This is a genomic window from Rudaea cellulosilytica DSM 22992, from assembly GCF_000378125.1.
In the GTDB taxonomy this organism is placed as follows: domain Bacteria; phylum Pseudomonadota; class Gammaproteobacteria; order Xanthomonadales; family Rhodanobacteraceae; genus Rudaea; species Rudaea cellulosilytica.
This window is the reverse complement of sequence record NZ_KB899242.1, coordinates 524,046-547,543: the sequence shown is the minus strand read 5'-3', so window position 1 is coordinate 547,543 and position 23,498 is coordinate 524,046. Positions and strand designations below refer to the sequence as shown.

Annotated in this window: 17 protein-coding genes; 12 read left to right on the top strand and 5 right to left on the bottom strand. The window is 65.6% G+C overall.

The window, feature by feature from the left end:
• The first annotated feature begins 40 nt into the window (after nucleotides 1-40).
• From F455_RS0112150 to F455_RS0112140, 3 genes are read left to right on the top strand one after another with little or no spacing between them, the layout of a single operon-like run.
• A complete protein-coding gene (locus F455_RS0112150; protein ID WP_018973567.1) occupies nucleotides 41-397 on the top strand; it encodes a DMT family transporter in 357 nt (118 codons plus the stop codon).
• Nucleotides 397-783, top strand: coding sequence for a DMT family transporter (locus F455_RS0112145; RefSeq protein ID WP_018973566.1), 387 nt, complete (start codon nucleotides 397-399; stop codon nucleotides 781-783). Before F455_RS0112150 ends, F455_RS0112145 begins: the two co-directional genes overlap by 1 nt.
• Nucleotides 761-1,987, top strand: a complete 1,227-nt coding sequence (locus F455_RS0112140) for a DegT/DnrJ/EryC1/StrS family aminotransferase (RefSeq protein ID WP_018973565.1) — start codon at nucleotides 761-763, stop codon at nucleotides 1,985-1,987. Before F455_RS0112145 ends, F455_RS0112140 begins: the two co-directional genes overlap by 23 nt.
• Before the next feature lie 45 nt (nucleotides 1,988-2,032).
• Here the strand turns inward: F455_RS0112140 and F455_RS23465 are convergent, their stop codons facing one another.
• Nucleotides 2,033-5,020, bottom strand: coding sequence for a M14 family zinc carboxypeptidase (locus F455_RS23465; RefSeq protein ID WP_018973564.1), 2,988 nt, complete (start codon nucleotides 5,018-5,020; stop codon nucleotides 2,033-2,035).
• A 149-nt stretch (nucleotides 5,021-5,169) separates the two neighbouring features.
• Between F455_RS23465 and F455_RS0112130 the strand changes: the two genes are divergently transcribed.
• The 9 genes from F455_RS0112130 (at nucleotide 5,170) to F455_RS20710 (ending at nucleotide 17,262) form a co-directional block, all read left to right on the top strand.
• Nucleotides 5,170-6,804, top strand: coding sequence for a TldD/PmbA family protein (locus F455_RS0112130; protein ID WP_018973563.1), 1,635 nt, complete (start codon nucleotides 5,170-5,172; stop codon nucleotides 6,802-6,804).
• A gap of 15 nt (nucleotides 6,805-6,819) precedes the next feature.
• Nucleotides 6,820-8,154 carry a TldD/PmbA family protein gene (locus F455_RS0112125; RefSeq protein ID WP_018973562.1) on the top strand — a complete coding sequence of 445 codons (1,335 nt, stop codon included), beginning with the start codon at nucleotides 6,820-6,822 and terminating at the stop codon, nucleotides 8,152-8,154.
• Nucleotides 8,155-8,198: 44 nt separating this feature from the next.
• Complete coding sequence (locus F455_RS0112120) at nucleotides 8,199-9,539, top strand: TldD/PmbA family protein (RefSeq protein ID WP_026293331.1); 1,341 nt, start codon at nucleotides 8,199-8,201, stop codon at nucleotides 9,537-9,539.
• A 69-nt stretch (nucleotides 9,540-9,608) separates the two neighbouring features.
• Complete coding sequence (locus F455_RS0112115; protein ID WP_026293330.1) at nucleotides 9,609-10,343, top strand: DUF4159 domain-containing protein; 735 nt, start codon at nucleotides 9,609-9,611, stop codon at nucleotides 10,341-10,343.
• An 18-nt stretch (nucleotides 10,344-10,361) separates the two neighbouring features.
• Complete coding sequence (locus tag F455_RS0112110; protein ID WP_018973559.1) at nucleotides 10,362-11,357, top strand: AAA family ATPase; 996 nt, start codon at nucleotides 10,362-10,364, stop codon at nucleotides 11,355-11,357.
• Between the two features lie 10 nt (nucleotides 11,358-11,367).
• Nucleotides 11,368-12,276: a DUF58 domain-containing protein gene (locus tag F455_RS0112105; protein WP_018973558.1), complete on the top strand. Its 909-nt coding sequence runs from the start codon at nucleotides 11,368-11,370 to the stop codon at nucleotides 12,274-12,276.
• The gene (locus F455_RS0112100) at nucleotides 12,273-13,439 is read left to right on the top strand and encodes a BatA domain-containing protein (RefSeq protein ID WP_018973557.1); all 1,167 of its coding nucleotides are present in this window, start codon (nucleotides 12,273-12,275) and stop codon (nucleotides 13,437-13,439) included. Before F455_RS0112105 ends, F455_RS0112100 begins: the two co-directional genes overlap by 4 nt.
• Nucleotides 13,436-15,535, top strand: a complete 2,100-nt coding sequence (locus tag F455_RS0112095; RefSeq protein ID WP_018973556.1) for a DUF4175 family protein — start codon at nucleotides 13,436-13,438, stop codon at nucleotides 15,533-15,535. Before F455_RS0112100 ends, F455_RS0112095 begins: the two co-directional genes overlap by 4 nt.
• Complete coding sequence (locus tag F455_RS20710; protein WP_018973555.1) at nucleotides 15,532-17,262, top strand: hypothetical protein; 1,731 nt, start codon at nucleotides 15,532-15,534, stop codon at nucleotides 17,260-17,262. The genes F455_RS0112095 and F455_RS20710 overlap by 4 nt, the downstream gene beginning before the upstream one ends.
• 10 nt (nucleotides 17,263-17,272) lie before the next feature.
• Here F455_RS20710 and F455_RS0112085 read toward each other — a convergent pair whose 3' ends face one another.
• The 4 genes from F455_RS0112085 to F455_RS0112070 form a co-directional block, all read right to left on the bottom strand.
• On the bottom strand, nucleotides 17,273-19,759 hold the full coding sequence (locus F455_RS0112085; RefSeq protein WP_033409810.1) for a TonB-dependent receptor: 2,487 nt from the start codon (nucleotides 19,757-19,759) through the stop codon (nucleotides 17,273-17,275).
• Nucleotides 19,760-19,849: 90 nt separating this feature from the next.
• Entirely contained in the window at nucleotides 19,850-21,034 is a 1,185-nt protein-coding gene (locus F455_RS0112080) for an SO2930 family diheme c-type cytochrome (RefSeq protein WP_018973553.1), read from the bottom strand.
• A complete protein-coding gene (locus tag F455_RS0112075) occupies nucleotides 21,034-22,260 on the bottom strand; it encodes a parallel beta-helix domain-containing protein (protein WP_018973552.1) in 1,227 nt (408 codons plus the stop codon). Before F455_RS0112075 ends, F455_RS0112080 begins: the two co-directional genes overlap by 1 nt.
• 137 nt (nucleotides 22,261-22,397) lie before the next feature.
• Complete coding sequence (locus F455_RS0112070) at nucleotides 22,398-23,489, bottom strand: AraC family transcriptional regulator (protein WP_018973551.1); 1,092 nt, start codon at nucleotides 23,487-23,489, stop codon at nucleotides 22,398-22,400.
• Nucleotides 23,490-23,498 lie beyond the last annotated feature (9 nt).

The window sequence follows — 23,498 nt, the reverse complement described above, 5'->3', positions numbered from 1 at the left end:
TGCGATAATCCGCGACACTACTCCTCGCTCCTGGTCGCGCATGACCCTGCTCGTCTTCATCTTCTGGATGCTCAACATCTCGCTCGACACGAGCGGCCATCTCGCATTCAAGGCCGCAGCGACGCAGCCCGATACCGATGGCGAGCTCGCGCGCTGGAAGGCGATGGCGAGCCGGCCGTGGATCTGGATTGGCGTGGTCTGTTTCGTCGCCGAGTTCGTCGTCTGGCAAGGTTTTCTATCGCTGGTCCCCCTGTCGCAGGGTGTACTGCTCGGTTCGATCAACATCGTTGCGATGCTAATCGCCGGACGCGTGCTGTTCGCCGAGAAGTTCACCCCGCCGCGCGTCATCGGCTGCGCGCTGATCGCTGTCGGCGTCGCCATCGTCGGAGTCGGCTGATGCGCCGCTTCTATCTGATCGGCTTCCTCGTGCTGATGGCGTTCGACACGATGACCCAGATCTGCTTCAAGCTCAACGCCAATCACGCCGGTCCGTTCGTACCGGAGTTCGCCTGGTTCCTGCGCATGGTCAGCGCGCCGTGGATGTATGTCGCGATCTGCGGCTACCTCGGGTCGTTCTTCACCTGGATGACCCTGCTCAAGCATGCGCCGGTTGGCCCTGCATTTGCCGCCTCGCATCTCGAGGTCGTCTTCGTCCTCGCCGCATCGTATTTCCTGTTCGGCGAACGCCTGTCGACGATGCAACTGGTCGGCTGCGGCATCATTCTGGCTGGCATCGTTTGTCTCGCCTTCGATCCGCCCGATGAAGGGCACGATGCCGCGTAGCTTCTTCTACGAAGTGCCCCCGACCGCAGGCTTGCCGCCGCGGTTTGGCGATCTGTTGCCGTTCAGTACGCCGAGTTTGGCCGACCAGGCCATGCGGTTCCTCGGCGTCGAAGACGTGCAGGTCGAATGCTCGGGCACGGCGGCGCTCGTCGTCGCGTTGACCGCGTTGCAGCGGCAAAGCAAACGCACGAGTGTGATCGTGCCGGCCTATACCTGTCCGCTCGTCGCGATCGCGGTCGCGCATTGCGGACTCAAATTGCGCCTCTGCGACCTCGCGCCCGACAGCATCGACATGGACGCCTCGATGCTGGCCGCGCTGTGCGACGAGGACACGCTCGCGATCGTGCCGACGCATCTCGGCGGACGCGTCGCCGACGTCGATGCCGCAGTCGCCTGCGCGCGCCGCGTCGGCGCGTGGGTGATCGAAGACGCCGCGCAGGCGCTCGGCGCACAATTCGCGGACGGTACCGCCGTAGGCACGCGCGGGGACATCGGTTTCTTCTCGCTTGCGGTCGGCAAGGGCCTGACCACGTTCGAAGGCGGCCTGCTGATTGCGCGCGCCGCATCGCTGCGCGCGGAGCTGCGCGCCTGCAGCGACGAAATCGTTCCCGCCGATGCGTCCTGGGAATTCAAGCGCACGCTGCAACTGCTCGGCTACTACGCGTTCTATCGCCCTTCGGCTTTGCCGTTCGTCTATGGCTGGCCACGCCGGCGCGCGCTGCGCGCGGGCGATGCGACCGCGGCGGTTGGCGACGATTTTCCGCTGTCGATTCCGCTGCATCGTCTCGGGGCGTGGCGACAATCGGTCGGTGCGCGCGCGTTTGCGCGACTGGGCGAATTTCAGCGCGGGCTCGCCGAGACTGCGCAACGCCGTTGCGTACGGCTCGCGCAGATCGCAGGCATCGACGTGTTGCGCGACGGCGCCGGTGCGTCGGGCACCTGGCCATTCCTGCTGCTGCTCATGCCCTCGCGCGAGGCGCGCGATGCGGCACTTGCCGAGCTGTGGACGACGAATCTCGGCGTCAGCCGCCTGTTCATCCACGCGCTGCCGGACTACGCCTATCTCGGCGCGATCGTGGCGCAGGCCGAGGTGCCGAATGCACGCGATTTCGCCGCGCGCATGTTGACGATTTCCAACAGCCCATGGCTCGATGAGGCCGGGTTCGAGCGCATCTGCGGCGTGCTCGAAAACAGCATCGCCTGAACCCGCCGCCGACGCATTCGCGGCGGCAGCGAGCGCTTGTGCGGCTTACAACTTGTCGTAATTCAGGATCGCGTTGAACACGAGGCCGTAGGTGCCGATCGTCTGCCCACGCCAGATCGGGTTTGTCGCGAACAGCACGACGTGGCCGCGGCCGTAACGCGCATCGACCACAGCGGCGCGTTCGGCGAGCGCGCCGCCGCCTTGTAGCAGGCCCGCGACCAGCAGGTCGTCGGCATCGCCGAAGCGCACGACGGCGCGCGCCCGTTGATCTTCGGGGATGACGGTTGAAGGGAAGAACGGCCCCGGCCGTGCCTGATCGATGTTGAGCGGCGTCGCTTCCCACGGCTTCGGTGCGGGCAGTTCGGCGGCCTCGGTGATGACGCGGCCTTCGGGCGCGTCAGTGTCGTGCGGGCCGCCGCGGCCGGTCGGGCGCTTGAAGTCCTTCGCAGTCGGCAGCCCGTCGTCGCCGGTGAGCAAGTTGCTGAGCTTGAACGAGAGGCCATCGGGGCTGTACATCGCGAACTCCTTCGCGTAGCCGTAGGTGACCGGATGCGTCTCGTCGACGGTCACGCCTTGCAGGATGCTGCCGACGACCTTGAGATCCTTCGCCGGCGTGACCGACACGCCCGGTGCAAGCCCGACGTCGATCGCGAACTTCGCCGCGTCGCCCGCGGCGAGCAGCAGTCCACCTTGTTCGACGAAGCGCTGCAGGTGCGCGAGGCCGGAGGCGCCGAGACCGGGGCGGATGTCGTCGGTTTCGTCGATGCCCATGTTCGGCGTCAGCGCGGTCTTCTTCCACGGCTGCGCGTTGCCCCAGAGCGGCAGTCCGTTGAGCACGAGCTGCGAGTTGTCGGCACCGATCGGCGCGAACAGGATCACGTCGTACTTGCCGCGCAGGTTGTCGTTGCGCGCGACTGTCTGGGTCGAGATGTAGTCGTAGGGAATGCCGAGCTTGTCGAGTGCCTGGCGCCACCAGCCTTCGGTCTGGGTCGACAGCCATGTGTGCATGAGTGCGATACGCGGCGCGCCGAGCTTGTGCGCGGCCACGTTCGGCTCGGATGCGACTGCCCAGGCGTCGAGATCGAGTTCGCCGAGTTTCTTCGACAGCGCGGCGCCGTCGGCCTTGCGTACGATCCAGGTGCCGGCGGCAAATTTGCGACCAGCCGCTTCGAACGGCTTTTCCGCGATCGAGATGTCGGCGCCCTTGAATGCGTAGCGCAATGTCATCAGCGATGTGTCGGCGTGATTCTCGATCAGATAGACGTTGCCATTGCCCTGCACGCCACCGCGCGCGGGTATCGCCTCGCGCAGCGTTTCCATCGGCGCCTTGAGGATCGATGAGTCGGTGACGCGCACGACTTCGGTACCGAACATGTCGCCGAGCGCCCAGGCGGTGTCATCGTACGGATGTTTCTGCGGATCGTCGGGCGACCAGTACTGGCGATCGAGCAAGGTGTCGGCAATGCGCGAGTAGGGCTGGTCCATGCGCACGATGTAGCTGCCGGCGCTGAACGTTTGTTCCGCATGCTTTGGCTTTTCGGCCTGCGGAGAGGCATCTGTTTTCTTCGCCTCGTCTTTTTTTACGTCCTTCGCCGGCACGGGAATCATCACCGTAGTCCTGTTCTTGAGGACGCTAATTTCAACGTGTTGCAATTGCAGCACGCGCAGTAGCTGTCGTTGCGCGTCACGATGCACATCGCCGGCATCCAGCACATAGGCGACGGGACCGGCAGCGGCGGGCTTCTCGATCGAACGCTTGCCCTTGAGATAGAAATTGCGCAGGAACGTCTTTTCGTTGTCGGCGAAATAATTGAGCGTGGAGAGCAGCGCGCTCTGCTGGTAGTTGTTGTTGTTGCGCTGCGACCAGAGCACCTTCGGCAGCGGCGGATTCGGCCGGTACCAGGTCCGCGCGTAGTCGGACGGATCGAGAACGCGCTCGACCGTGTCTGCGCCGGAATTGCCGAAGGTTTCGTAGAGCCGGCTGATGCCGTTGTGCATCGCCGCCATGAACATCAGATAGCCGGGGCTCCAGGTGTCGAAGTCGCCGTGGGTGAACGCGCCCGGCATGCCGAACTTGGTCAGTTCCTGCACGTTGCTCCAGCCGAGCTGCTGCCACTCGCCGACGAGAATCGGATCGACCCAGGCGTTGTACGGGCCGTCGCCGACCGTGTTGTCGTAGAGGAACGGCACCGACTCGTGCAGATCGTGCAGCACCTGCGCGTGCCAGCCGAGATAGGTGTCGAGCACATTGCGCGACAGGGCGAGGGTGAGGCCCATCGCATCGCGGTTGTTGTCGTGGGCGACGTAGTGGCCCCAGTAGAGCAGCGGCGGCGGCGTCTTGCCCGGATTGGCACGATGCCAGTTGTACAGGTCGACCATGCGATCGCGGCCGTCGGTTTCGACGACCGGCGTGATCAGCGTGATGACCTTGGAACGGATTTTCTTGATGTAGGGCGCGTCGTCGACGGCGAGGCGATAGGCAAGTTCCATCAGCGCGGTCGGCGAGCCGGTTTCCGGCGAATGGATCGTGCCGGTGATGTAGTAGACCGGCGCCGTCTGCGCGATCAGCGCGTCGGCCCTTGCATCGTCGAGACCGATCGTGCGCGGATCGGAGAGTTGCGCCAGGCGCGCGTCGTTGTCCTTGAGATTGGCGAGCAGCGCTTCGTCGGCGACCGCCACCGCGATCATCTCGCGGCCTTCCTCGCTCTTGCCGATACGGAATACTTTGACGCGTGGCGTCGAGGCTGCGAGCAGGTCGAAGTAGCGCACCACGTCCTTGGTGTACGGCAGCATGTTCGGCGCGCCGGACACATCGCCGAGCACCTTGGCCGGCGTCGGCACCGTGCTCGATGCGGGGAGATAATTCGTCAGCGGCGAGTTGAACTGCGCGCTGGTCGTGTACTGTGCGATCTTGTCGGTGTAGGCCTTGTCGACGGCCTGCTGCGGATCGCGATCGTAGATGCCGGCGTGGACGCACGTCGTCGCGGCAATTCCGGCAACGACGGCGACAATAAAAGTGGAACGGATGGACATGCTGGACTCCCCGACGAACGAGTTGGGAGGATAACCGGGTTCGCCCACTCCAACCGCATGACGTTTGGCACACGACGCGGGGCGCTGGCTTTGACACCTTCCCACGGTTCGCTTTCGGCCTCGCGCCGCGCATTCACCTGGGAGGAACCATGGACAGACGAGATTTCCTGAAGATCACCGGCGCCGGTCTCGGCGGCCTGGCATTGCCCGCGTTCTACGGACGCGCGATCGCGGCCGAGGAATTGCTCAGCACGATCGACGTGGCAACGAAGAAGAAGCTCGCCGACGTCGCACTCAATGCGGCCAAGTCCAGCGGCGCGACGTACTGCGACGTGCGCATCGGCCGCTACCTGCGCCAGTTCGTCGTCACGCGCGAGGACAAGGTGCAGAACGTGGTCAATACCGAGTCCACCGGCATCGGCATCCGCGTCATCGCCAAGGGCTCGTGGGGCTTCGCCGCGACCAGCGATCTGTCCAATGACGCCGTGGCCAAGGCCACCGCGCAGGCTGTTGCGATCGCGAAGGCGAACGCGCGCCTGCGCAGCGAGCCGGTGCAGCTCGCTCCGACCAAAGGCGTCGGCGAGGTGTCGTGGAAGACGCCGATCGTCAGGAATTCGATGGAAGTGCCGATCAAGGACAAGGTCGACCTGCTGCTCGGCGTCAACGCCGAGGCGATCAAGGCTGGCGCGAGCTACATCAACTCGACCCTGTTCCTGGTCAACGAGCAGAAGTACTTCGCTTCGACCGACGGCTCCTACATCGACCAGGACGTGCACCGCATCTGGGCGCCGATGAACGTGACCGCGGTAGACAAGACGACTGGGAAGTTTCGCTCACGGCAGGGTTTGTCCGCCCCGCGAGGTATGGGCTTCGAATATCTCGACGCCAAGGCCGCCGATCGAGTCGAACTGCCCGGCGGCGCCGTGGTCTACCGCAACTCCTACGACATGAAGGCCGACGCGATCGCCGCGGCGAAGCAGGCCAAGGAAAAACTCACCGCGACTTCGGTCAAACCGGGCAAATACGATCTCATGCTCGATCCGTCGCACACTTGGCTGACGATCCACGAATCGGTCGGCCACCCGACCGAACTCGATCGCGTGCTCGGCTACGAGGCGAACTATGCCGGTACCAGTTTCGCCACGATCGACAAGCTCAAGGACAAGTTCAAGTACGGCAGCGACAAGGTCACAATCGTCGCCGACAAGACTCAGCCCGGCTCGCTCGGCGCGGTCGCCTACGACGACGAGGGCGTGAAGACGCAGAAATGGGATCTGATCAGGGACGGCGTGCTCGTCAACTACCAGGTCATCCGCGACCAGGCACATATTCTCGGTCTCAAGGAATCGCAGGGCTGCTGCTACGCCGATTCGTGGTCGAGCGTGCAGTTCCAGCGCATGGCCAACGTCTCGCTGCAGCCGGGCAAGGACAAGCTCGCGCCCGCGGAAATGATCAAGGGCATCGAGAACGGCATCTACATCGTCGGTGAGGGTTCGTTCTCTATCGACCAGCAGCGCTACAACGCGCAGTTCGGCGGCCAGCTGTTCTACGAGATCAAGAACGGCAAGGTGACCCAGCCACTCGAGGATGTCGCCTATCAGATCCGCACACCGGAGTTCTGGAACTCCTGCGTCGCCGTCTGCGACGAGAGTGATTACCGCCTCGGCGGCTCGTTCTTCGACGGCAAGGGCCAGCCTGGCCAGGTCTCGGCCGTCTCGCACGGCTCGAGCACGGCGCGTTTCAACGGCGTCAACGTCATCAACACCGCGCGCAGCCTCGGCTGAGAACAGGAGCAACCCATGACCATTTACAGCGAAGAACAGGCCAAGGCGATCCTCGACAAGGCGATCAAATTCTCCAAGGCCGATGAATGCACGGCGCAGCTGACCGGCTCGAACGGCGGCAATGTGCGCTACGCGCTCAACAATGTTTCGACCAGCGGTTACGTCAGCGATGCCGACCTCGTCGTCCAGGTCGCGTTCGGCAAGCGCACCGGCACGGCGACGATCAACGCGTTCGACGACAAGTCGATCGAAGCAGTCGTGCGCCGCGCCGAGGAACTGGCCAAGCTCGCGCCGGAGAATCCGGAGTTCATGCCGGCGATCGACAAACAGGCCTACAAACCAACGGCGACGTTTGCCCAGAAGACCGCCGCGATCACGCCCGAATACCGCGCCCAGGTCGCGGCGGACTGCATCGAGCCGTGCCGCAAGGACAATCTCGTCGCCGCGGGCTTCTTCAGCGACGAGGAGGATTTTGCCGCGATCGCCAACAGCAAGGGCAACTTCGGCTACCAGAAATCGAGCGGCATGGACTTCACCTGCACCGTGCGCACGGCGGACGGCCACGGCTCGGGCTGGGTCGCGCGCAACCTCGAGGACGTGGCCAGATTCGATGCGAAGGCCGAGATCAAGACGGCGATGCAGAAGGCCAAGGGTTCGGTCGACGCAAAGGCGCTCGAGCCGGGCAAGTACACCGTGATCATGGAGCCGGCCGCGACCGCGGGCCTGATCAGTTTCATGATGTTCGGCTTCGACGCGCGTCAGGCCGACGAGGGCCGCAGCTTTTTGTCGAAGAAAGGCGGCGGCAACAAGCTTGGCGAGAAGCTGTTCGACGAGCGCGTGACGATCTACGCCGATCCGTGGGATGCGAACTCCGCCGTGCTGCCGTGGGACAACGATGGCCTCGTTCGCGAGAAGACGCCGATCATCACCAAGGGCAAGGTCGACTACCTGCAGTATTCGCGTTATTGGGCGCAGAAGCAGGGCAAGAAGGCGGTCGGCCAGCCCGGCAACCTGATCATGGTCGGCGGCGACAAGTCGACGATGGACCTGGTCAAGTCGACCAAGAAGGGCGTGCTCGTCACGCGCACCTGGTACATCCGCATGGTCGATCCGCAGACCGTGTTGCTGACCGGCCTCACGCGCGACGGCACGTTCTACATCGAGAACGGCGAGATCAAGTATCCGATCAAAAACTTCCGTTTCAACGAATCGCCGGCGATCATGCTCAACAATATCGAGGAGATCGGCAAGCCGGTGCGTGTCGGCGACAACGAATCGCCGTTCGTGATGATGATTCCGCCGATGAAGATCCGCGATTTCACGTTCACGTCGTTGTCGGACGCGGTTTGACCAAGGGCGGGCCGCTGGCCTGGCAAAGCGAGGCGTTCCGGCGCATGGGCATGTTCGGCGAAAGCGGAGCGAAGGAGATTCTCGACAAGGCGATCGGCCTGTCCAAGGCCGATCAGTGCGTGGCCAGGCTGAGCGGGGCGGAGACCGGCAATCTCCGCTACGCGGCCAACACCGCCTCGACCAGCGGTTCGGTGCGCGACGCCGAGCTCGCGGTCGAGGTCGCCTTCGGCAAGCGCGTCGGCACGGTCACGACCAACCGGTTCGACGAGGCCTCGCTCGCGGCGGCGGTGCGCCGCGCCGAGGAGCTCGCGCACCTCGCGCCGGAAAATCCGGAGTTCGTCCCGGCGATCGAGAGGCAGACCTACGCGCCAAGCAAGACCTTTGTCGCCAAGAGCGCGACGGTCACGCCGGAATACCGCGCCCAGGTTGCCGCCGATTGCATCGAGCCCTGCCGCAAACAAGGGCTGGTCGCGGCGGGTTTCTTTACCGATACCCACTCGTTCTCGGCGATCGCGAACAGCAAAGGCAACTTCGGTTACCAGGAAAACACGACGATCGATTTCACCTGCACCGTGCGCACCGCAGACGGCCGCGGTTCGGGCTATGTCGCGCGCAACACCGCCGACGTCTCGACCTTCGACGCGAAGGAAGCTGTGGCGATCGCCGCGCGCAAGGCCAAGGAATCGGTCGCGGCGAAGGCGCTCGAACCGGGCAAGTACACGGTGATCCTCGAACCGCAGGCGCTGATGCCGATGATGTACTGGCTGATGAGCGGTGGCTTCGACGCGCGCGAAGCCGACGAAGGACGCAGCTTCCTGAGCAAAAAGGGCGGTGGCACTCGGCTCGGCGAGAAATTGTTCGACGAACGCGTGACCATCTACACCGATCCGTGGGATGCGCAGGCGCCCGTGCTGCCGTGGAACGAGGAAGACACGCCGCGCCGGCGCATGCCACTGGTGACGCGCGGCCGCATCGACGCTCTCCACTATTCGCGCTATTGGGCCGCGGCGAAGGGCAAAGCGGCGAGCGGAGGAACCGGCAACGTCATTATGGCTGGCGGCGAAAAATCCACGGCCGATCTGGTCAAGTCGACGGCGAAAGGCCTTCTGATCACGCGCACCCATTACGTGAACATGGTTGATCCGCAGACCATGCAGTTGACCGGGCTCACCCGCGACGGCACTTTCTACGTCGAGAACGGCGAAATCAAATACCCGGTCAGGAATTTTCGTTTCAACGAGTCCGTGGTCATCGCGCTCAACAACGTCGAGGACATCGGCCGGCCCGAACGCACGGTATTCTTCTTCGATCTGGCATTTCCGATGATGCTGCCTGCGATCAAGCTGCGCGACTTCACCTTCACCTCACTGTCGGATGCGATCTAAGCGAGGAGCAGGGTTGAAGGTCGAAAAACAAATCGGTTTGCCGAGTGCTCGCTTTCACCTTCGCCACACATGACCCGAGCCGAATTCCTTCACCTGATGCTTGTTGGCGGCGCCGGAGCCTTGCTCGGGTCGCAGGCGCGCGCGCAGTCGGGTGTCGCCGAGCGGCAGCCGACGCTCGGCTCTCGGCCTGCCTACGACTTCTGGTTCACGCGCCTGATGTACGAATCGGGCGATTGGGACGTCGATGCGCGCATGCCGTCGAACCTGATCGACGCGCTGATCCAATACACGACCTTGCGCGTGGACACCAAGGAGCGCGTGCTGCCGCTGGCCGATTCGCGCATGCTGACGCAACCGTTCTGCTACCTGGCCGGGCACAAGCTGGTCGAGTTCAATGCGGACGAGAGGCGTAACTTCGAACGTTATGTGCGCAACGGTGGCTTCGTTCTCGTCGACGACTGCAACCACGACATCGACGGCCTGTTCGCCAAGTCGTTCGAGCGCGAGATGGCTTCGATCTTCGGCGAGGGCGCACTGGCGAAACTGCCGAAGAAGCATCCCGTTTTCGATGCGTTCTTCAAGTTCGACGGGCCGCCGAACACCGCATTCGAACTCAACGGCTGGGGTGACGACATCGTCCACGACTATCTGAAGGGCATCGAAGTCGGCGGCCGCCTCGGCGTGCTCTACAGCAACAAGGACTATGGTTGCGAGTGGGACTACGACTGGCGCAACAAGCGTTTCCTCGCCGAAGACAATACGAAATTCGCGGTTAACGTGGTGATCTACGCGCTGACCGCCTAGCTTAATAAAAGAAACCTCATGAACGACGCGATCACCGAGCAATCCATCCAGAATCAACTCGCCAAACTCACCGCGTTACGCGAGGCAATCGCGCAGGTCATCGTCGGCCAGCGCGACGTCGTCGAGCAGCTTCTGATCGGCCTGCTTGCGGGAGGCCACTGCCTGCTCGAGGGCGTACCGGGCCTCGGCAAGACCCTACTCGTGCGCTCGCTCGGCCAGGCGCTCGCACTCGATTTCCGCCGCATCCAGTTCACGCCCGATTTGATGCCGAGCGACATCGTCGGCACCGAAATCCTCGAGGAAGACCACGGCACCGGCAAGCGCTACTTCAAGTTCCAGCAGGGCCCGGTGTTCACCAACCTGCTGCTTGCCGACGAACTCAACCGCACCCCGCCGAAAACGCAGTCCGCGCTGCTCGAGGCGATGCAGGAGCGCACGATCAGCTACGCCGGCACCACGCACGTGCTGCCGAAGCCGTTCTTCGTTCTCGCCACACAGAATCCGCTCGAACAGGCCGGCACCTATCCGCTGCCCGAGGCCCAGCTCGACCGCTTCCTGCTGCATATCCGTGTCGACTACCCGGACGAGGTCGAGGAACGCGCGATCCTCGCGCAGACCACGGGCGGCGCCGCTGCCGACATCACTGCGGTCATGGGTGGCGAGGAAGTGATCGCGCTGCAGAAGCTCACGCGCGAGGTGCACATCGGTGACGACGTGCTGAGCTGGATCACGCGCCTCGTGCGCGCCTCGCGTCCACAGGGAACTGCGGTGCAGGCCGTGCGCGACTGGGTGCGCTGGGGCGCGGGTCCGCGCGCGGGCCAGTCGCTGGTGCTGGCGGCGAAGGCGCGTGCGCTGATCCACGGCCGCCTCGCCGCCACGCGTGAAGACGTTGCCGCACTCGCCGCGCCGGTGCTGCGCCATCGCCTGTTGCTCTCGTTCGCGGCCGAGGCCGAGCAGCGCAGCAGTGACGATGTCGTCGCTGCGCTGCTGAAGTCGGTGTCGTTCGCGGCCTAGGCCGACGCCGATGGCGCAACTGATTTCTCCCGAATTGCGCGCGCGCCTGCGCGAGTTGCGCCTGCTCGCGCGTCGCGGCGCCGGCGGCGACGGGCTTGGGCAGCACGCCAGCCGCAGTCGCGGCGCCGGCCTCGAATTCGCCCAGTACCGCGCCTACGAGCCCGGCGACGAGCTGCGCCGCATCGATTGGAAACTCTATGCGCGCTCCGACCGCTACTTCGTGCGCGAAGCCGAGCGCGACAGCCCGCTGACCGCGTGGGCGATCGTCGACGCGAGCGCATCGATGCGCCAGGCCGACGCCGCGCGGCCGGATTGGCGCAAGCTCGACGCGGCGAAGACGCTGGCCGCGTGCCTGTTCGAGCTCGCTTTGCGCCAGGGCGATCGTTTCGGCCTGCTCGCGCTCGCCGGCGCCGCGCCCGCGTTCGTTCACGCCGGCTTGGGCCCGCGCCAGCGCGACCGCTGCACGCTCGAACTCGCGCGCCTCGAAGCCGCCGGCGATTGGCCCGATGCGGCGACGTTGGCGCCGTTGTGGGAGCGCGTCCGGCCACCGGCGGTGGTCCTCATGCTCTCAGATTTCTTCGACGACGCGGCTGTCGAGCTCGCGCTGCGCCTCGCCGCCGCGCGTCGCGAAGTGCTGGCCGTGCAATTGCTCAGCGCGGAAGAGCGTGACTTTCCGTTCGCCGGTGGACATCGTTTCCGCGATCCTGAAACCGGCGCCGAACGCCGCGTCGAGGCGGCCGCAGTACGCCGCGACTATCTGGAACGCTTCGGCGCGGCGCGTGCCGAACTGGCGCGACGCTTTGGCGCGGCCGGAGTCGATTACGTTGAATACGTGCTCGACCGTCCGCTCGACGAACCGCTGCGCGCGCTGTTCGCGTCGGGCCCGACACATGTCCGCGATGCGAGCAGCGTTGCATGAGTATCGCTTTGCTCGCTCCGTTCGGCCTCGCTGCGCTGGCTGCGCTCGCCCTGCCGCTGTTGATCCATCTCGTGCGTCGGCTCGAACTGACGACGACCGATTTTGCCGCGCTGCGCTGGATCGGCGAGCGCATGCGGCCGCAGCGTCGGCTGCGCTTCGAGCGGCCATGGCTGCTGCTGTTGCGCCTCGCCTTGCTCGCCGTTCTCGCACTGTTGCTGGCGCGTCCGGTTTGGCAAGGCGATGCGCCTTTGGTGCGACCGTGGATCGTCGTCACGCCCGGCATCGCGCTGGCCGACGCGCGTGCAGCCGCCGGTGCGGTCGACGCGGAATGGCATTGGCTCGCTCCGCGATTTCCGCATCTGGATGAGGCCGTCGCGGCGGCGGACATTCCGGTTGCGAGCCTGCTGCGCGAACTCGATGCGCAATTGCCGGCAAGTGTGCAACTAACCGTGGTTGCGCCGGAGCAACTCGGTGGCCTCGACGGCGAACGCCCGCGGCTGTCGCGTGCCGTCGACTGGCGCATCGCGCCGGGGCGCACGGCCGAGGCGGCGCTGGCGTCGGTCGATCGCATTCGCATCGCGGTGCGCTATGCAAGCGACGCCGAAGCGTCGCTGCGCTATCTGCGTGCCGCGGTCGCTGCCTGGAACCAGGGTGAACCGGGGCGTTACGAGCTCGACGTGCAGCCTGTCGATGCGCCGATCGCCGCGGCGACCAACTGGCTGGCCTGGCTCGCCCCGTCGGCGCCGGCGTTGACGCGCTGGCTCGATCATGGCGGCGTCGCGCTTGTGAGCAATGCCGCAGATGCGAATGGCGAACCGCTTTGGCGCGATGCGGCCGGGCGCGTGCTGGCGAAAGTCGCGGTCAGCGGCAACGGCCGCACGATCGCGTTGCCGGGCGCGCTGACGCCGGCGGAGCTGCCGTTGCTGCTCGATGCGGAATTTCCGGATCGCCTGCGTGTCGCATTCGGCGGCGGATCGCCTGCGCCGACGAATGCGCCGGCCAGCGCGATGCATCCGCGCATCGAGGCCGAAGTGAGCGCAACGTCCATGCGCTCGTCGGCATCGGCGCATTCGCTCGATGCGTGGCTCGCGCTGCTGATCGCTGCGCTGTTCCTGTGCGAGCGCTTCGTCGCGACGCGACGAAGCGTGGAGGCGCAGATATGAGCCTCGACCCGCAGCTGCACCGGCTGCGTGTCGCATCGGCACGGCGTGGCCTAGCCATCGTCTCGATCGCGGCGGCACCGATGGTCATTGCGACGGGTGTGCTGGCTGCGCGCATCGGCGGTCCGCACGCGGCGATCGTTGCCGTGTCGCTGGCGCTGGTTGGCACCGGCGTCGTCGCGTGGCGCGCGTGGCGCGGCATCGACGCGGTCTGGCTTGCGCGTCGGCTCGATGCGACGGCGCTGCAGATGGACGACAGTGCCGCGCTGTTGTTCCAAGACACGGCCGCGTTGTCGTCGTTGCAGAACCTGCAGCGGACGCGCGTGCAGGCGCGGCTTGCCGGCATCGATGCCGATTTGCGCCCGGCTTGGCCACGGTTGCACTTCTTCGTCGCGTTCGCTATTGCCGCGGCGATGCTGGTCGTCGCCGCGCTTTGGCGCCAGGGTACGCGCGGCATCGACGAGGCTGCGCAAGCAAATGCAAAAAACATGTCGGCCTCGACAGCGCTGACGCGCACACAGGTCGGCGTCGCCGCGCCCGCTTACACGCAGATGGCGCCGCACACGGAGGCGGCGCTCGATGCGAAGGCGCCGGAAGGCTCGCATCTGCGCTGGAGTCTGCGCTTCGATCCGCAGCCCGCCGCTGCGGCACTGCTGTTCCACGACGGCAGCCGCGTTGCCTTGAGCCGTGACGGCGAGGATTGGGTCGGTGAACGCGCGCTTGTCGCATCGACGCTGTATCGCATTGCCGTCGAAGGTGCGCCACCGCTGGCGGACGATCGCCTGCATCGGCTCGACGCGATCGCCGATCACGCGCCCGAGATACGCGTGCTCGAACCCGCGAAAACGCTGAGTTTGCTCGACGCACAACAGAAAACCTGGAGCCTTGCCTTCGAGGCCAATGACGACTACGGCATCGCGAACGCCGAATTGCAGATCACGCTCGCGCAAGGCAATGGCGAGAACGTCAAGTTCAAGGAGCAGATGCTGGCGCTGCAAGGCGAGCCGGCCGGTGCGAAGCAGCAGCGCTTTCGCCATACGCTCGACCTCGCTGCGCTCGGCATCGCCCAGGGCGACGACGTGATCGTGCGCCTCGCCGTCAGCGACAACCGCGAGCCGGTGGCGAACACGACGCGCAGCGCGAGCTTTATTCTGCGCTGGCCGGCCGAAGCGTCGAACGATTCCAGCGGCCTCGACGGCCTCGTGCAGAAGACGCTGCCCGCCTACTTCCGTAGCCAGCGCCAGATCATCATCGACAGCGAGGCGCTGCTGGCCGAGAAGCCTAAACTCGATGGCGACAAGTTCCTCGCCCGTTCGGACGCGATCGGCGCCGACCAGAAAATCCTGCGCTTGCGCTACGGGCAGTTCCTTGGCGAAGAATCGGAAACGCATGCGCAGAAAGAAGCAGGCGCTGCGCATGACGATCACGACGCACCGGCGCGGGCTGCAGGGCAGGCGGGATTCGGCAGCGAAGGCGATCTCGTCGCCGAATACGGCCACGTGCACGACATCGCCGAGGCGGCGACCCTGCTCGACCCCAAGACCAAGGCGACGCTGAAATCCGCTCTGGCCGAAATGTGGCAGGCCGAACTGCATCTGCGCCAGGGCGATCCGGCGCAGGCGCTGCCGTACGAACGGCGCGCCCTCGATTTCATCAAGCGCGTGCAGCAGTCGACGCGCATTTACCTCGCGCGCGTCGGTCTCGAATTGCCGGTGCCGGACGAGGCGCGGCGCCTCAGCGGCGAACGCAAGGGCGTCGACGATCGCAGGGGCACTCTGGTTACGGTGGATGCCGATGCGACAGCGATATCGCAGCTGTGGGCGGCGCTGGCCACGAACAACGCGCCGGATTGGGACGCAGCCGAAGCGTGGCTGCGTGCGCATGCCGCGGCCACGCCGGATGCGCTCGCCGTCTTTGCCGCGATCGACCGCGCGCGCCGTGATCCGGCTTGTGCGCAGTGTCGTGCCTCGCTACGCGATCTGCTCTGGCCGATGCTGCAGACGCCAGCTGCGGCGGCGGCAACGCGAGCGACGCCGAATGCGGCGGGTCGCATCTATCTCGACGCATTGCGAACCGTCGAGGCGGGGACGAGGCGATGAATGCCGCACTGGTCGTCGCGCTGCTGCTCGCCGGCGCCGTGGTGCTCGGTGTACTGCGCACACTGCAGGCAACTCGTTATCGCCTGGCGCGCATCGGCCTGCAGATCGCTGCGGCGCTGCTGTCGTACTGCTGCCTGTTTCCGCCTGCGACCAATGAAGATTTCAGCGCCGATGAACTCGTCGTCGTCACGCCTGGCGCGGCGCGCGCACAGCTCGCCACGCTGCCGGCGGCCGCGACCATCGTTGCGTTGCCCGGTGTCGATGCGGACAAGGTGATCGAACGCGTACCCGATCTCGGCACTGCACTGCGCGTGCACGCCGGTGCGCGCCGCCTGCGCGTTGTCGGCAGCGGTCTGCCGATGCGCGATCGCGACGTGGCGCGCGGTCACGTCGCGACGTTCGCTGCCGCGCCGCTGCCGCGTGGTCTGGTCGAGCTCGACGCGCCCGCCTCGGTGCGCGCCGGCAACATCTGGCGCGTCGACGGTCGCGTTGAGGCGGTCACCGACGGTCGCGTCGAGTTGCACGATCCATCCGGTGCGGTCGTCGCCGCGCAGGCGCTCGATACGCAGGGCCGGTTTGCCCTGCATGCGAATGCGAAGGGCGAGGGCACCGCGCTGTTCACGCTCAAGGCGTTCGACCGCGACGGCGCAGTGGTCGACAGCGTGACGGTGCCGCTGGCGGTGCGCAACGGTTCGCCGTTGAAGATCGTATTGCTGGCCGGTGCACCCGATGCGGAGCTGAAATACCTGCGTCGCTGGGCTGCCGATGCGGGCCTTGAGCTGACCAGCCAGATTGCGCTGAGCGACGGCGTCGCGTTGAGCGAGGGCACGCCGGCAACCGATGAGGCAGCGTGGCGTGAGGCCGATATCGCGATCGTCGACGAGCGTACGTGGGCTGCGCTTGCGGCCCCGCGCAAACAGGTGCTGATTGCCGCCGTGCACGATGGCCTCGGCTTGCTGTTGCGCGTGACCGGGCCGCTGCCGGCAGCGGTCGCGTCGGACTGGGCGGATCTCGGCTTTCGCGTACGCGCGGCCGATGCGCCGACATCGGTCGCGCTCGACAAGACGCTGGGCCTCGGCGACTCTGGCCTCGCTTTCGCGCGGCATGAGTTCGCTGTCGAAGCCGGCGACGCCGCGCCGCTGCTGCGCGCCGACGACGGTTCGGCGCTGGCCTGGTCGCGTAATCTCGATCGAGGTCGCGTTGCGCTTTGGTTGCTCGCCGACAGCTATCGTCTTGCGCTCGCCGGTTCGGTTCCCGCCTACGGGACATTGTGGGGCGGCACGCTGGCAACGGTAGCGCGCGCGCGCGGCGAGGAGGATCCCTCGCGCTCAGGTTCGGCGCGTGTCGACGAGCGCGTGGTGTTCTGCGGCATCGGCGCCGATGCCGCGGTTGTCGATGAAAGGAATACGCGCTCGCCGTTGGGCATCGACGAACGAGGCTGCGCCGCGCATTGGCCCGAGCTGGCGGGCTGGCATGCGCTGCTCGACGGCAATCGACGCTGGCCGTTTTATGTGCGCGCACACGACGAAGCGACCGGTCTCGCTGCGGGCGAGAGCCAGCGCGCGACGCGCGCGCTGCTCGGCGTGCCGCTGTCGACGTCTGTGACCGCGACGCGCAGCCAGCCGCTCGCGCGCTGGCCGTTCTTCCTGGCCCTGCTCGCCGCGCTGACGGCCTTGTGGTGGCTCGAGCGCAGCAGCGCTGCAACTGGCGTCGCTATCGACGCCTAGTAGGTCGGCATCAGAACCGGTAGTTCGCCTCCACCCCCCACATGCGCGGCGCGGTGATGCCGGCGCTGGTCACGCCGAGCACGTTGGTCACGATGTTGTTCAAGCCGGTGACATATTGCGTGTCGAACACGTTGTTGACGAACAGGCCGACGCTCCACGGCACGTTGGGCGAAGACCAGCCGACGTGGAAGTCGGTGCGCGCGTGGCTGCCGCCGAGATTGAATGGCAGCGTCGAGAGGCACGAGCCCTGCAGTGCGGAAGCCGAATTGCAGCGCGTCTTGCCGGTGTAGGCGCCCTGCAGGGTGAAGTCGAGGCTGCCGCCGGCGATGTTGTGCACGACATAGTCGGCACCGACGGTGGCCGACCATTGCGGCAGGCCGGTGGGCTGGCCGGAGAGGTCGACGCCTTCCGCCGTCTTGTAGCTGCTGTAGGTCTGGTCGATGTAGGCCGCGGCGGCATTGAGGCGCAGGCTGTCGGTCGCCTGCCAGCGCGCTTCGAACTCGAGGCCCTTGGCTTCCTGGTCACTCGGTAGGATCTGGTATTGCGGCAGGTCGCCGTTGCCGCCGCCGTTCGACACCAGGGTCAGGTTCGGCAAGTTTGAATATTTATAATAGTATACCGAAGCGTTGAACAGCAGCTTGTAGTCGGCGAACCAGCTCTTGATGCCGGCCTCGTAGCTGCGCACTGTTTGCGGGCGGTAGACCGTGCCGACTTCGAGCGCGTTGAACCCGCCGGCCTGGTAGCCCTTGGCCGCCGAGGCATAGAGCATCACGTCGGGCGTCAGCTTGTAGTCGAGCACGACGCGTGGACTCGTGTCGTTCCAGCTGCGGTTGAGACCGACCGCATGCTCGAGCGTCTGCGGCGTGGTGAAGTAGATGTTCTGCTGGAACGTCTGGATCGGCACGCCGAGCGCGTCGAGCAGGCCGAGCGATTGCAGGCTCGCCAGCGTCGCGTCGAGCTCGTTGGCGACGCGCAGTGGCGTGTACCAGCTGAAGTCGCGCTCGTCGCGGGTGAAACGCACGCCGGTCGTCAGGTTGAGGCGGTCGTTGAGATGCCAGATCACGTCGCCATAGACCGCGGTGGCCTTGGCGACGTTGCGGTTGTTCATGTTCTCCTGCCAGGGATCGCCGAGCAGCGAGTACTGGAATCCCGCGGCTTGCAGCCCCTGCGTGAGCGGGCCGTAGAGCCCGCCCGGCGCGATGCCGAGGTTGTTGAGCAGGGTGTCGATGCTGTCGGTGAAGAAGTTGATCTGGCTGGTCTGGCGGCCGTCGTCTCGGTACCAGCTTGCGCCGGCGACCCAGTCGGCGAGGTCGGTCTTGCCGGCAAGCTTGAATTCCTGCGACCAGGTCTTGTGCCGCTCGATGTTGACGTCGTCGAAGTAGAGGTCGATGCGATCGGTGCCCTCCTGCGCCTCGCGGTTGTAGGTGTGATAGCGCTGGAACGAGGTCAGCGAGGTGAAGTCGCCGAACGGCAGCGGGTGTTCGACGCGCAACACGAATGAGTCGTAGCTGCGCGATTCGCGTGCGCCGACCGCTTCGTTGTAGAGCGGCGCATTGCGCGGGTCGATGAAGGTCGAATAGTCGGGAGTGGTCGACGGCAGCTCGGGGTACGGCGGCACCGGCGAGACCCCGATCGTCGCGCGCGGCGGCTGTTTGAGCCGCTCGTGTTCCCAGGCCAGGTTGACTGCCGTGTCGCCGGGCGCATTCCAGTGGAACTGCATGCGCGTGCCCCAGTCATCGTTCTTGTAGAAATGCTGGCCGGTGGCGGCATCACGCAACCAGCCGTCGCTTTGGTTGTCGACGAAGCTCAGGCGGAAAGCAACGTTCTCGCCGAGCGGCGCATTGAGCACGCCATCGCCGTAGCGCATGCCATAGTTGCCGAGACGCAGGCGCGCATTGGCTTCGAACTGGTCGCTCGGCGCCGCCGTGGTCACCGAGATCGCGCCTGCCGCGCTGTTGCGCCCGAACAGCGTGCCTTGCGGCCCCTTGAGCACTTCGACGCGGTCGATGTCGTTGAACATCAGCAGCGCGCCACCGGTCTTGCCCTGGTAGACGCCGTTTTCGTAGACGCCGACCGGCGCGTCGGTGCCGATGCCGAAGTCGCCCGTGCCGATGCCGCGCAGGCTGAAGTTCGGCTGCGTCGGCTGGTCGCCGTCGACCGAGAGGCCGGGCACGTACATGTCCATCTTCGACAGATCGGTCGCTGCGAGTTTGTCGATCGTCTGTGCGGTGATCACCTGCATCGCGATCGGCACTTCCTGTACCTGCTGGCTGCGGCTCTGCGCGGTCACGGTGACGTTGCCGAGCTGCATTGCAGCGCTGTCGGTTTTCGCGGATGTCTGGCTCTGATCCGTCGTGGACGTTTGCGCTTGGGCATCGCCGCTCGCGTCGGTCACTTCGGCGGCCAACGCCGCGCCGCTTGCCATCAGTGTCGTCGCGCCGGCGAACAGCGCCAACCGCACCTGTCGGGTCAATCGGGTCGTTTGAATTGATTTCATCGCAGCCTCCCTCGTTGATTTGTGCGATCGTCCGGTGATCGCGAGAATCAAAAAGCGGCCATCCTTGGCCGCACTTTTCAATTATTTTTCTCAGGCGTCGCAGTTTCCGGACGTCGCGGCGATCCAGTCGCGGATCAGTTCGACACCCTCTTTGTGCGTGGTGTTGCGGCCCATCTCGGGCATCATCACGCCGGCTTCATTCGACGTGACGCGGTAGAGCAGGATCGAATCGTCGGGTTTGCCCGGCACGATGTCGAACAGGCGATCGCCAGTACCGCGACCGGCAGCCACGGGTGGCTTGCACAGGCCGAGGCGACGCAGGTCGGTGTTGGCGCTACGCAGGTCGAGGGCGGTCGTGTTGGCCGGGCCGGTCGGGCTGTGGCACATGCTGCAGTTGACGTCGAGATAGGCGCGCGCGCGCTCGGCGACGGGCGCCTTCGCATCGTGCCAATTGGCGTCGCGCGGCGCCTGCGCGGCATCGGGAGCGCCCGCGAGCATGCCGAGCTTGGTCCAGTGCGCGAGCTGGTTTTCCGCGCCGGCGGCATAGGCGTAGTCGCGATTGATGTGGCGCGCGCGCGGACCGAGCGGCTCGATCGCCTTGGCCTTGACGTTGGTGACGTGGCAGCCGGCGCATTGGTTCTCGTTGGGCACGACGTAGGTAAACGCTTCGCGGGCATTCGCGGGCCGCGATTCATCGCGCCCGGCTTTTGAAGCTTCCGTGTCGACGAGTTCGAGCGCGATCGCGTCGCCCGTGCGCGCGAGTTCGGCATCGGTCTGCGCAGCGTTCCAGACATAGGGAATCGCTTCCCAGCCTTTTTCGCGACGCACGAGGATGCGCGTCTCGATGAGGCGCACCGTAGCCAGGTCGAGCGCCTCGTTTGCGCTGCCGGCGGCGAAATCGCGCGAGGTGTCGTAGGTGCGTGCGACGGCTTTCGCATCGCCGCCGGTTTTCGGATAGAAGAAGGTTTTCGTCAGCACCGTGCCGACCGGGAAATCGAACGGGCCTTCGGCGTCGTACTTCGCCGTTGTGCCCTTCGGCATCCACAGCGTGCGGAACTTGTGCGCGTAATCGCTGAACAACGGTGTGTTGAGGTCGTAGGGCACGACGTCGGTATTGGGCACAAGCCTGCCGTCGCGCGCCTCGACGAGGTGCCAGTCGCTGAGCTTGTCGGGCTTGCCTTCGGCGAACGAGTGCACCGGCTGCGGTGTGCGCGCGCAGCCGGCGAGGGCTGCGAGCGCAAGTATTGCGGAAGAAATTCGGGCGAACGACGACATCAAGCCTTGCCCTTCATTTCGACCGCGGCAAGCGGCGGCAGCTCGCAATGGAACTCGTCCTTGAACACTTTCGGATTGGAGAACTTGTTTGGCCCGTCGACGTTGAGCACCTCGACCTCGCCGTTCTTCACGCAGATGCGCTGCTCGGCCGGGTACTGGCCATTGACCTGCGCCTTGGCGTCGACGAAACCGTCCCAGAGCACGTCGGGGAAATGGCCGTTGATGCCGAACATCGACACCTTGAGCGCCTTCCAGTCGAGGCCGTCCGGTGAATCGCCGCCGCCCGAGAAGCGGTTGTCGTGGACGTAGATCGACTTCGGATACGGATCGTAGCCCTCGGTCGGTTTCTTGTCGGCAAAGTTGGTGATGTAGTAGCTGGCGATGATGAGGTTCGCGGTGCGGTTGTCGGCGATGTCGTTGTCGAAGATTTCGACTTTCGGATTGGAGGTGACGATCACGCCCGAGCCCGCCGGCACGCTCGCGACCGCGGTGCCCTTGGCGCCGAAGTTGCCGAGGTTGTTGGCAACGACCTTGTTCTTGTACACACGCGCGTGCTCGCCGTGCTGGGTCAGGTCGGGCATGTTGAAGACGAGGATGCCGCCGGTGTTGCCGGTCGCGGTGTTCTCATAGACATCGGCGCGGATCGAGTTCTCGATCTCGATGCCGGCGACATTCTTCTCGGCGCGGTTGCGGCGCACGACGATGTCCTGCGACTGGCCGACGTAGATGCCGGCGTCACGCGAACCGATCGCGACCGAATCCTCGATCAGCACGTTCTTGCACTTGACCGGATAGATCGCATAGGCGCCGTTGTCCTTGGACGGGCCGGCGGTCCACTCGACGCGTACGTCGCGGATCGTGATGTTCTCGCCGTCGTTGATCTTGAGTCCGTCGCCCTTCGAGTCCTCGATCGCTAGGTGTTCGATTGTGAAATCGTTCGCGTAGACCAACATGCCTTCGGGGCCGGAGATCTGGTTCTGGAACGAGAGAATGCTCTTGTCCGCACCCGCGCCCCGTACGGTGACCCCGTTCGCGCGCAGGGTCAGCACACGCTGCAGCGAATGCTTGCCCGGCGGAATCTCGATGACCGTGCCCGGCTTGGCGTCGAGGAACTGCTCCTGCAGTTTCTTTTCGAACGCCGCCTCCGCATCGCTCGGCGCGGGCGGCGGGCCTTTCCCACAACCGGCGGCAATGGCACAGAGGGCGACAATGGCGAGTTTGCGCACGGCGTTTCTCCCTTCTTCGGACTCAATGCGTCAATGTGCTCTCAAACGAACGTTTGAGGGTAGGGGGGCGCGGGCTACATCTGGGGGGCAAATCGGCCATTACTTGATGGCCGATTTTGCCACGCCGCTTGCGCCTTTCAGCCGGCGCCCGGACGCATCGCGGTCGGCGCGGCTCCGGTCCAGCGTTTGAACGCGCGTCGGAATTCGCGTGCGTCGGAATAGCCGACCTCGCTGCCGATGTCGGCGATGCTCAAGGCGCCCGCGCTGAGCAGTTCGAGCGCGCGCTCGGTACGCAGCTGGTCATGGATGTCACGATAGACACGACCGGCGGCGGCGAGCTGGCGGCGCAGCGTGCGTTCGGACAGGTTGAGATTCGAGGCCACTTCGCCCAACGTCGGATGCTCGGCGAGACGGCGGCGCAGGATGCGTTCGACCGAGGCGACGATCTCGCTCTGGCGTTTGATCTGCGCCGCCTGCTCGCGGCAGATCGCGAGCGCCTGTTGTGCGCTGACCGGATGATGCGTCGGCAGGCGCATGTCGAGCCAGCGCGAGCCGATGACGACGCGGTTGCGGCTGGCGCCGAAACGCACCTCGCAGTCGAACAGCCTGCGGTAGTCGGCCGCGTGCGGCGGCGGCGGGTAGGTGAGTTCGAGCCGCTCGGGCTTGAAGGCGGCGCCGACGATGCTGCGTGCGAGGTTGAAGGTGCTGGCGAACAGTTCCTCGCAGAGGAAGACGAGGATCTCCTCGTCGGCAAAGCGCGGCCGCGCGACGAGCGCGACCTCGCGCACATTGAGTACCTCGAGCTCCACGTCCATCAATGCGCCAGTGATGTCGGCGTGCTCGATGCCGATGTTCACCGCTTCGCCGAACGTACGCGCAGTCATCATCGCCAGCCCCATAATGCCGAACGTGCCGCTGGACTGGTGCGCGCCGACCTCGAGGCCGAAGCTGCTGCGCGGGATCGCGCGCAGAGCGCGCTTGATGATGAGGCTGGCCTGGCGATAGGACACGCGCACCGCGGCGTCGTCGATCTGCGCACGCGTGATGCCAAGCCCGGCCAGCCACGGCTCGACCGCGACGCGCTCCGCATCGGCGATCTGCGCGAGCACGGCGAGAATCGTCGTCGGGATCACTGCGGCGGTGTAGCGCGGGTCTGCGGGAACCTGGCGCGAGGCGGTTTTCATCGCACCGGGTTTGCGTTTGCTGGTGGTCGATCGGACAGGCGTCATCGCGCGATG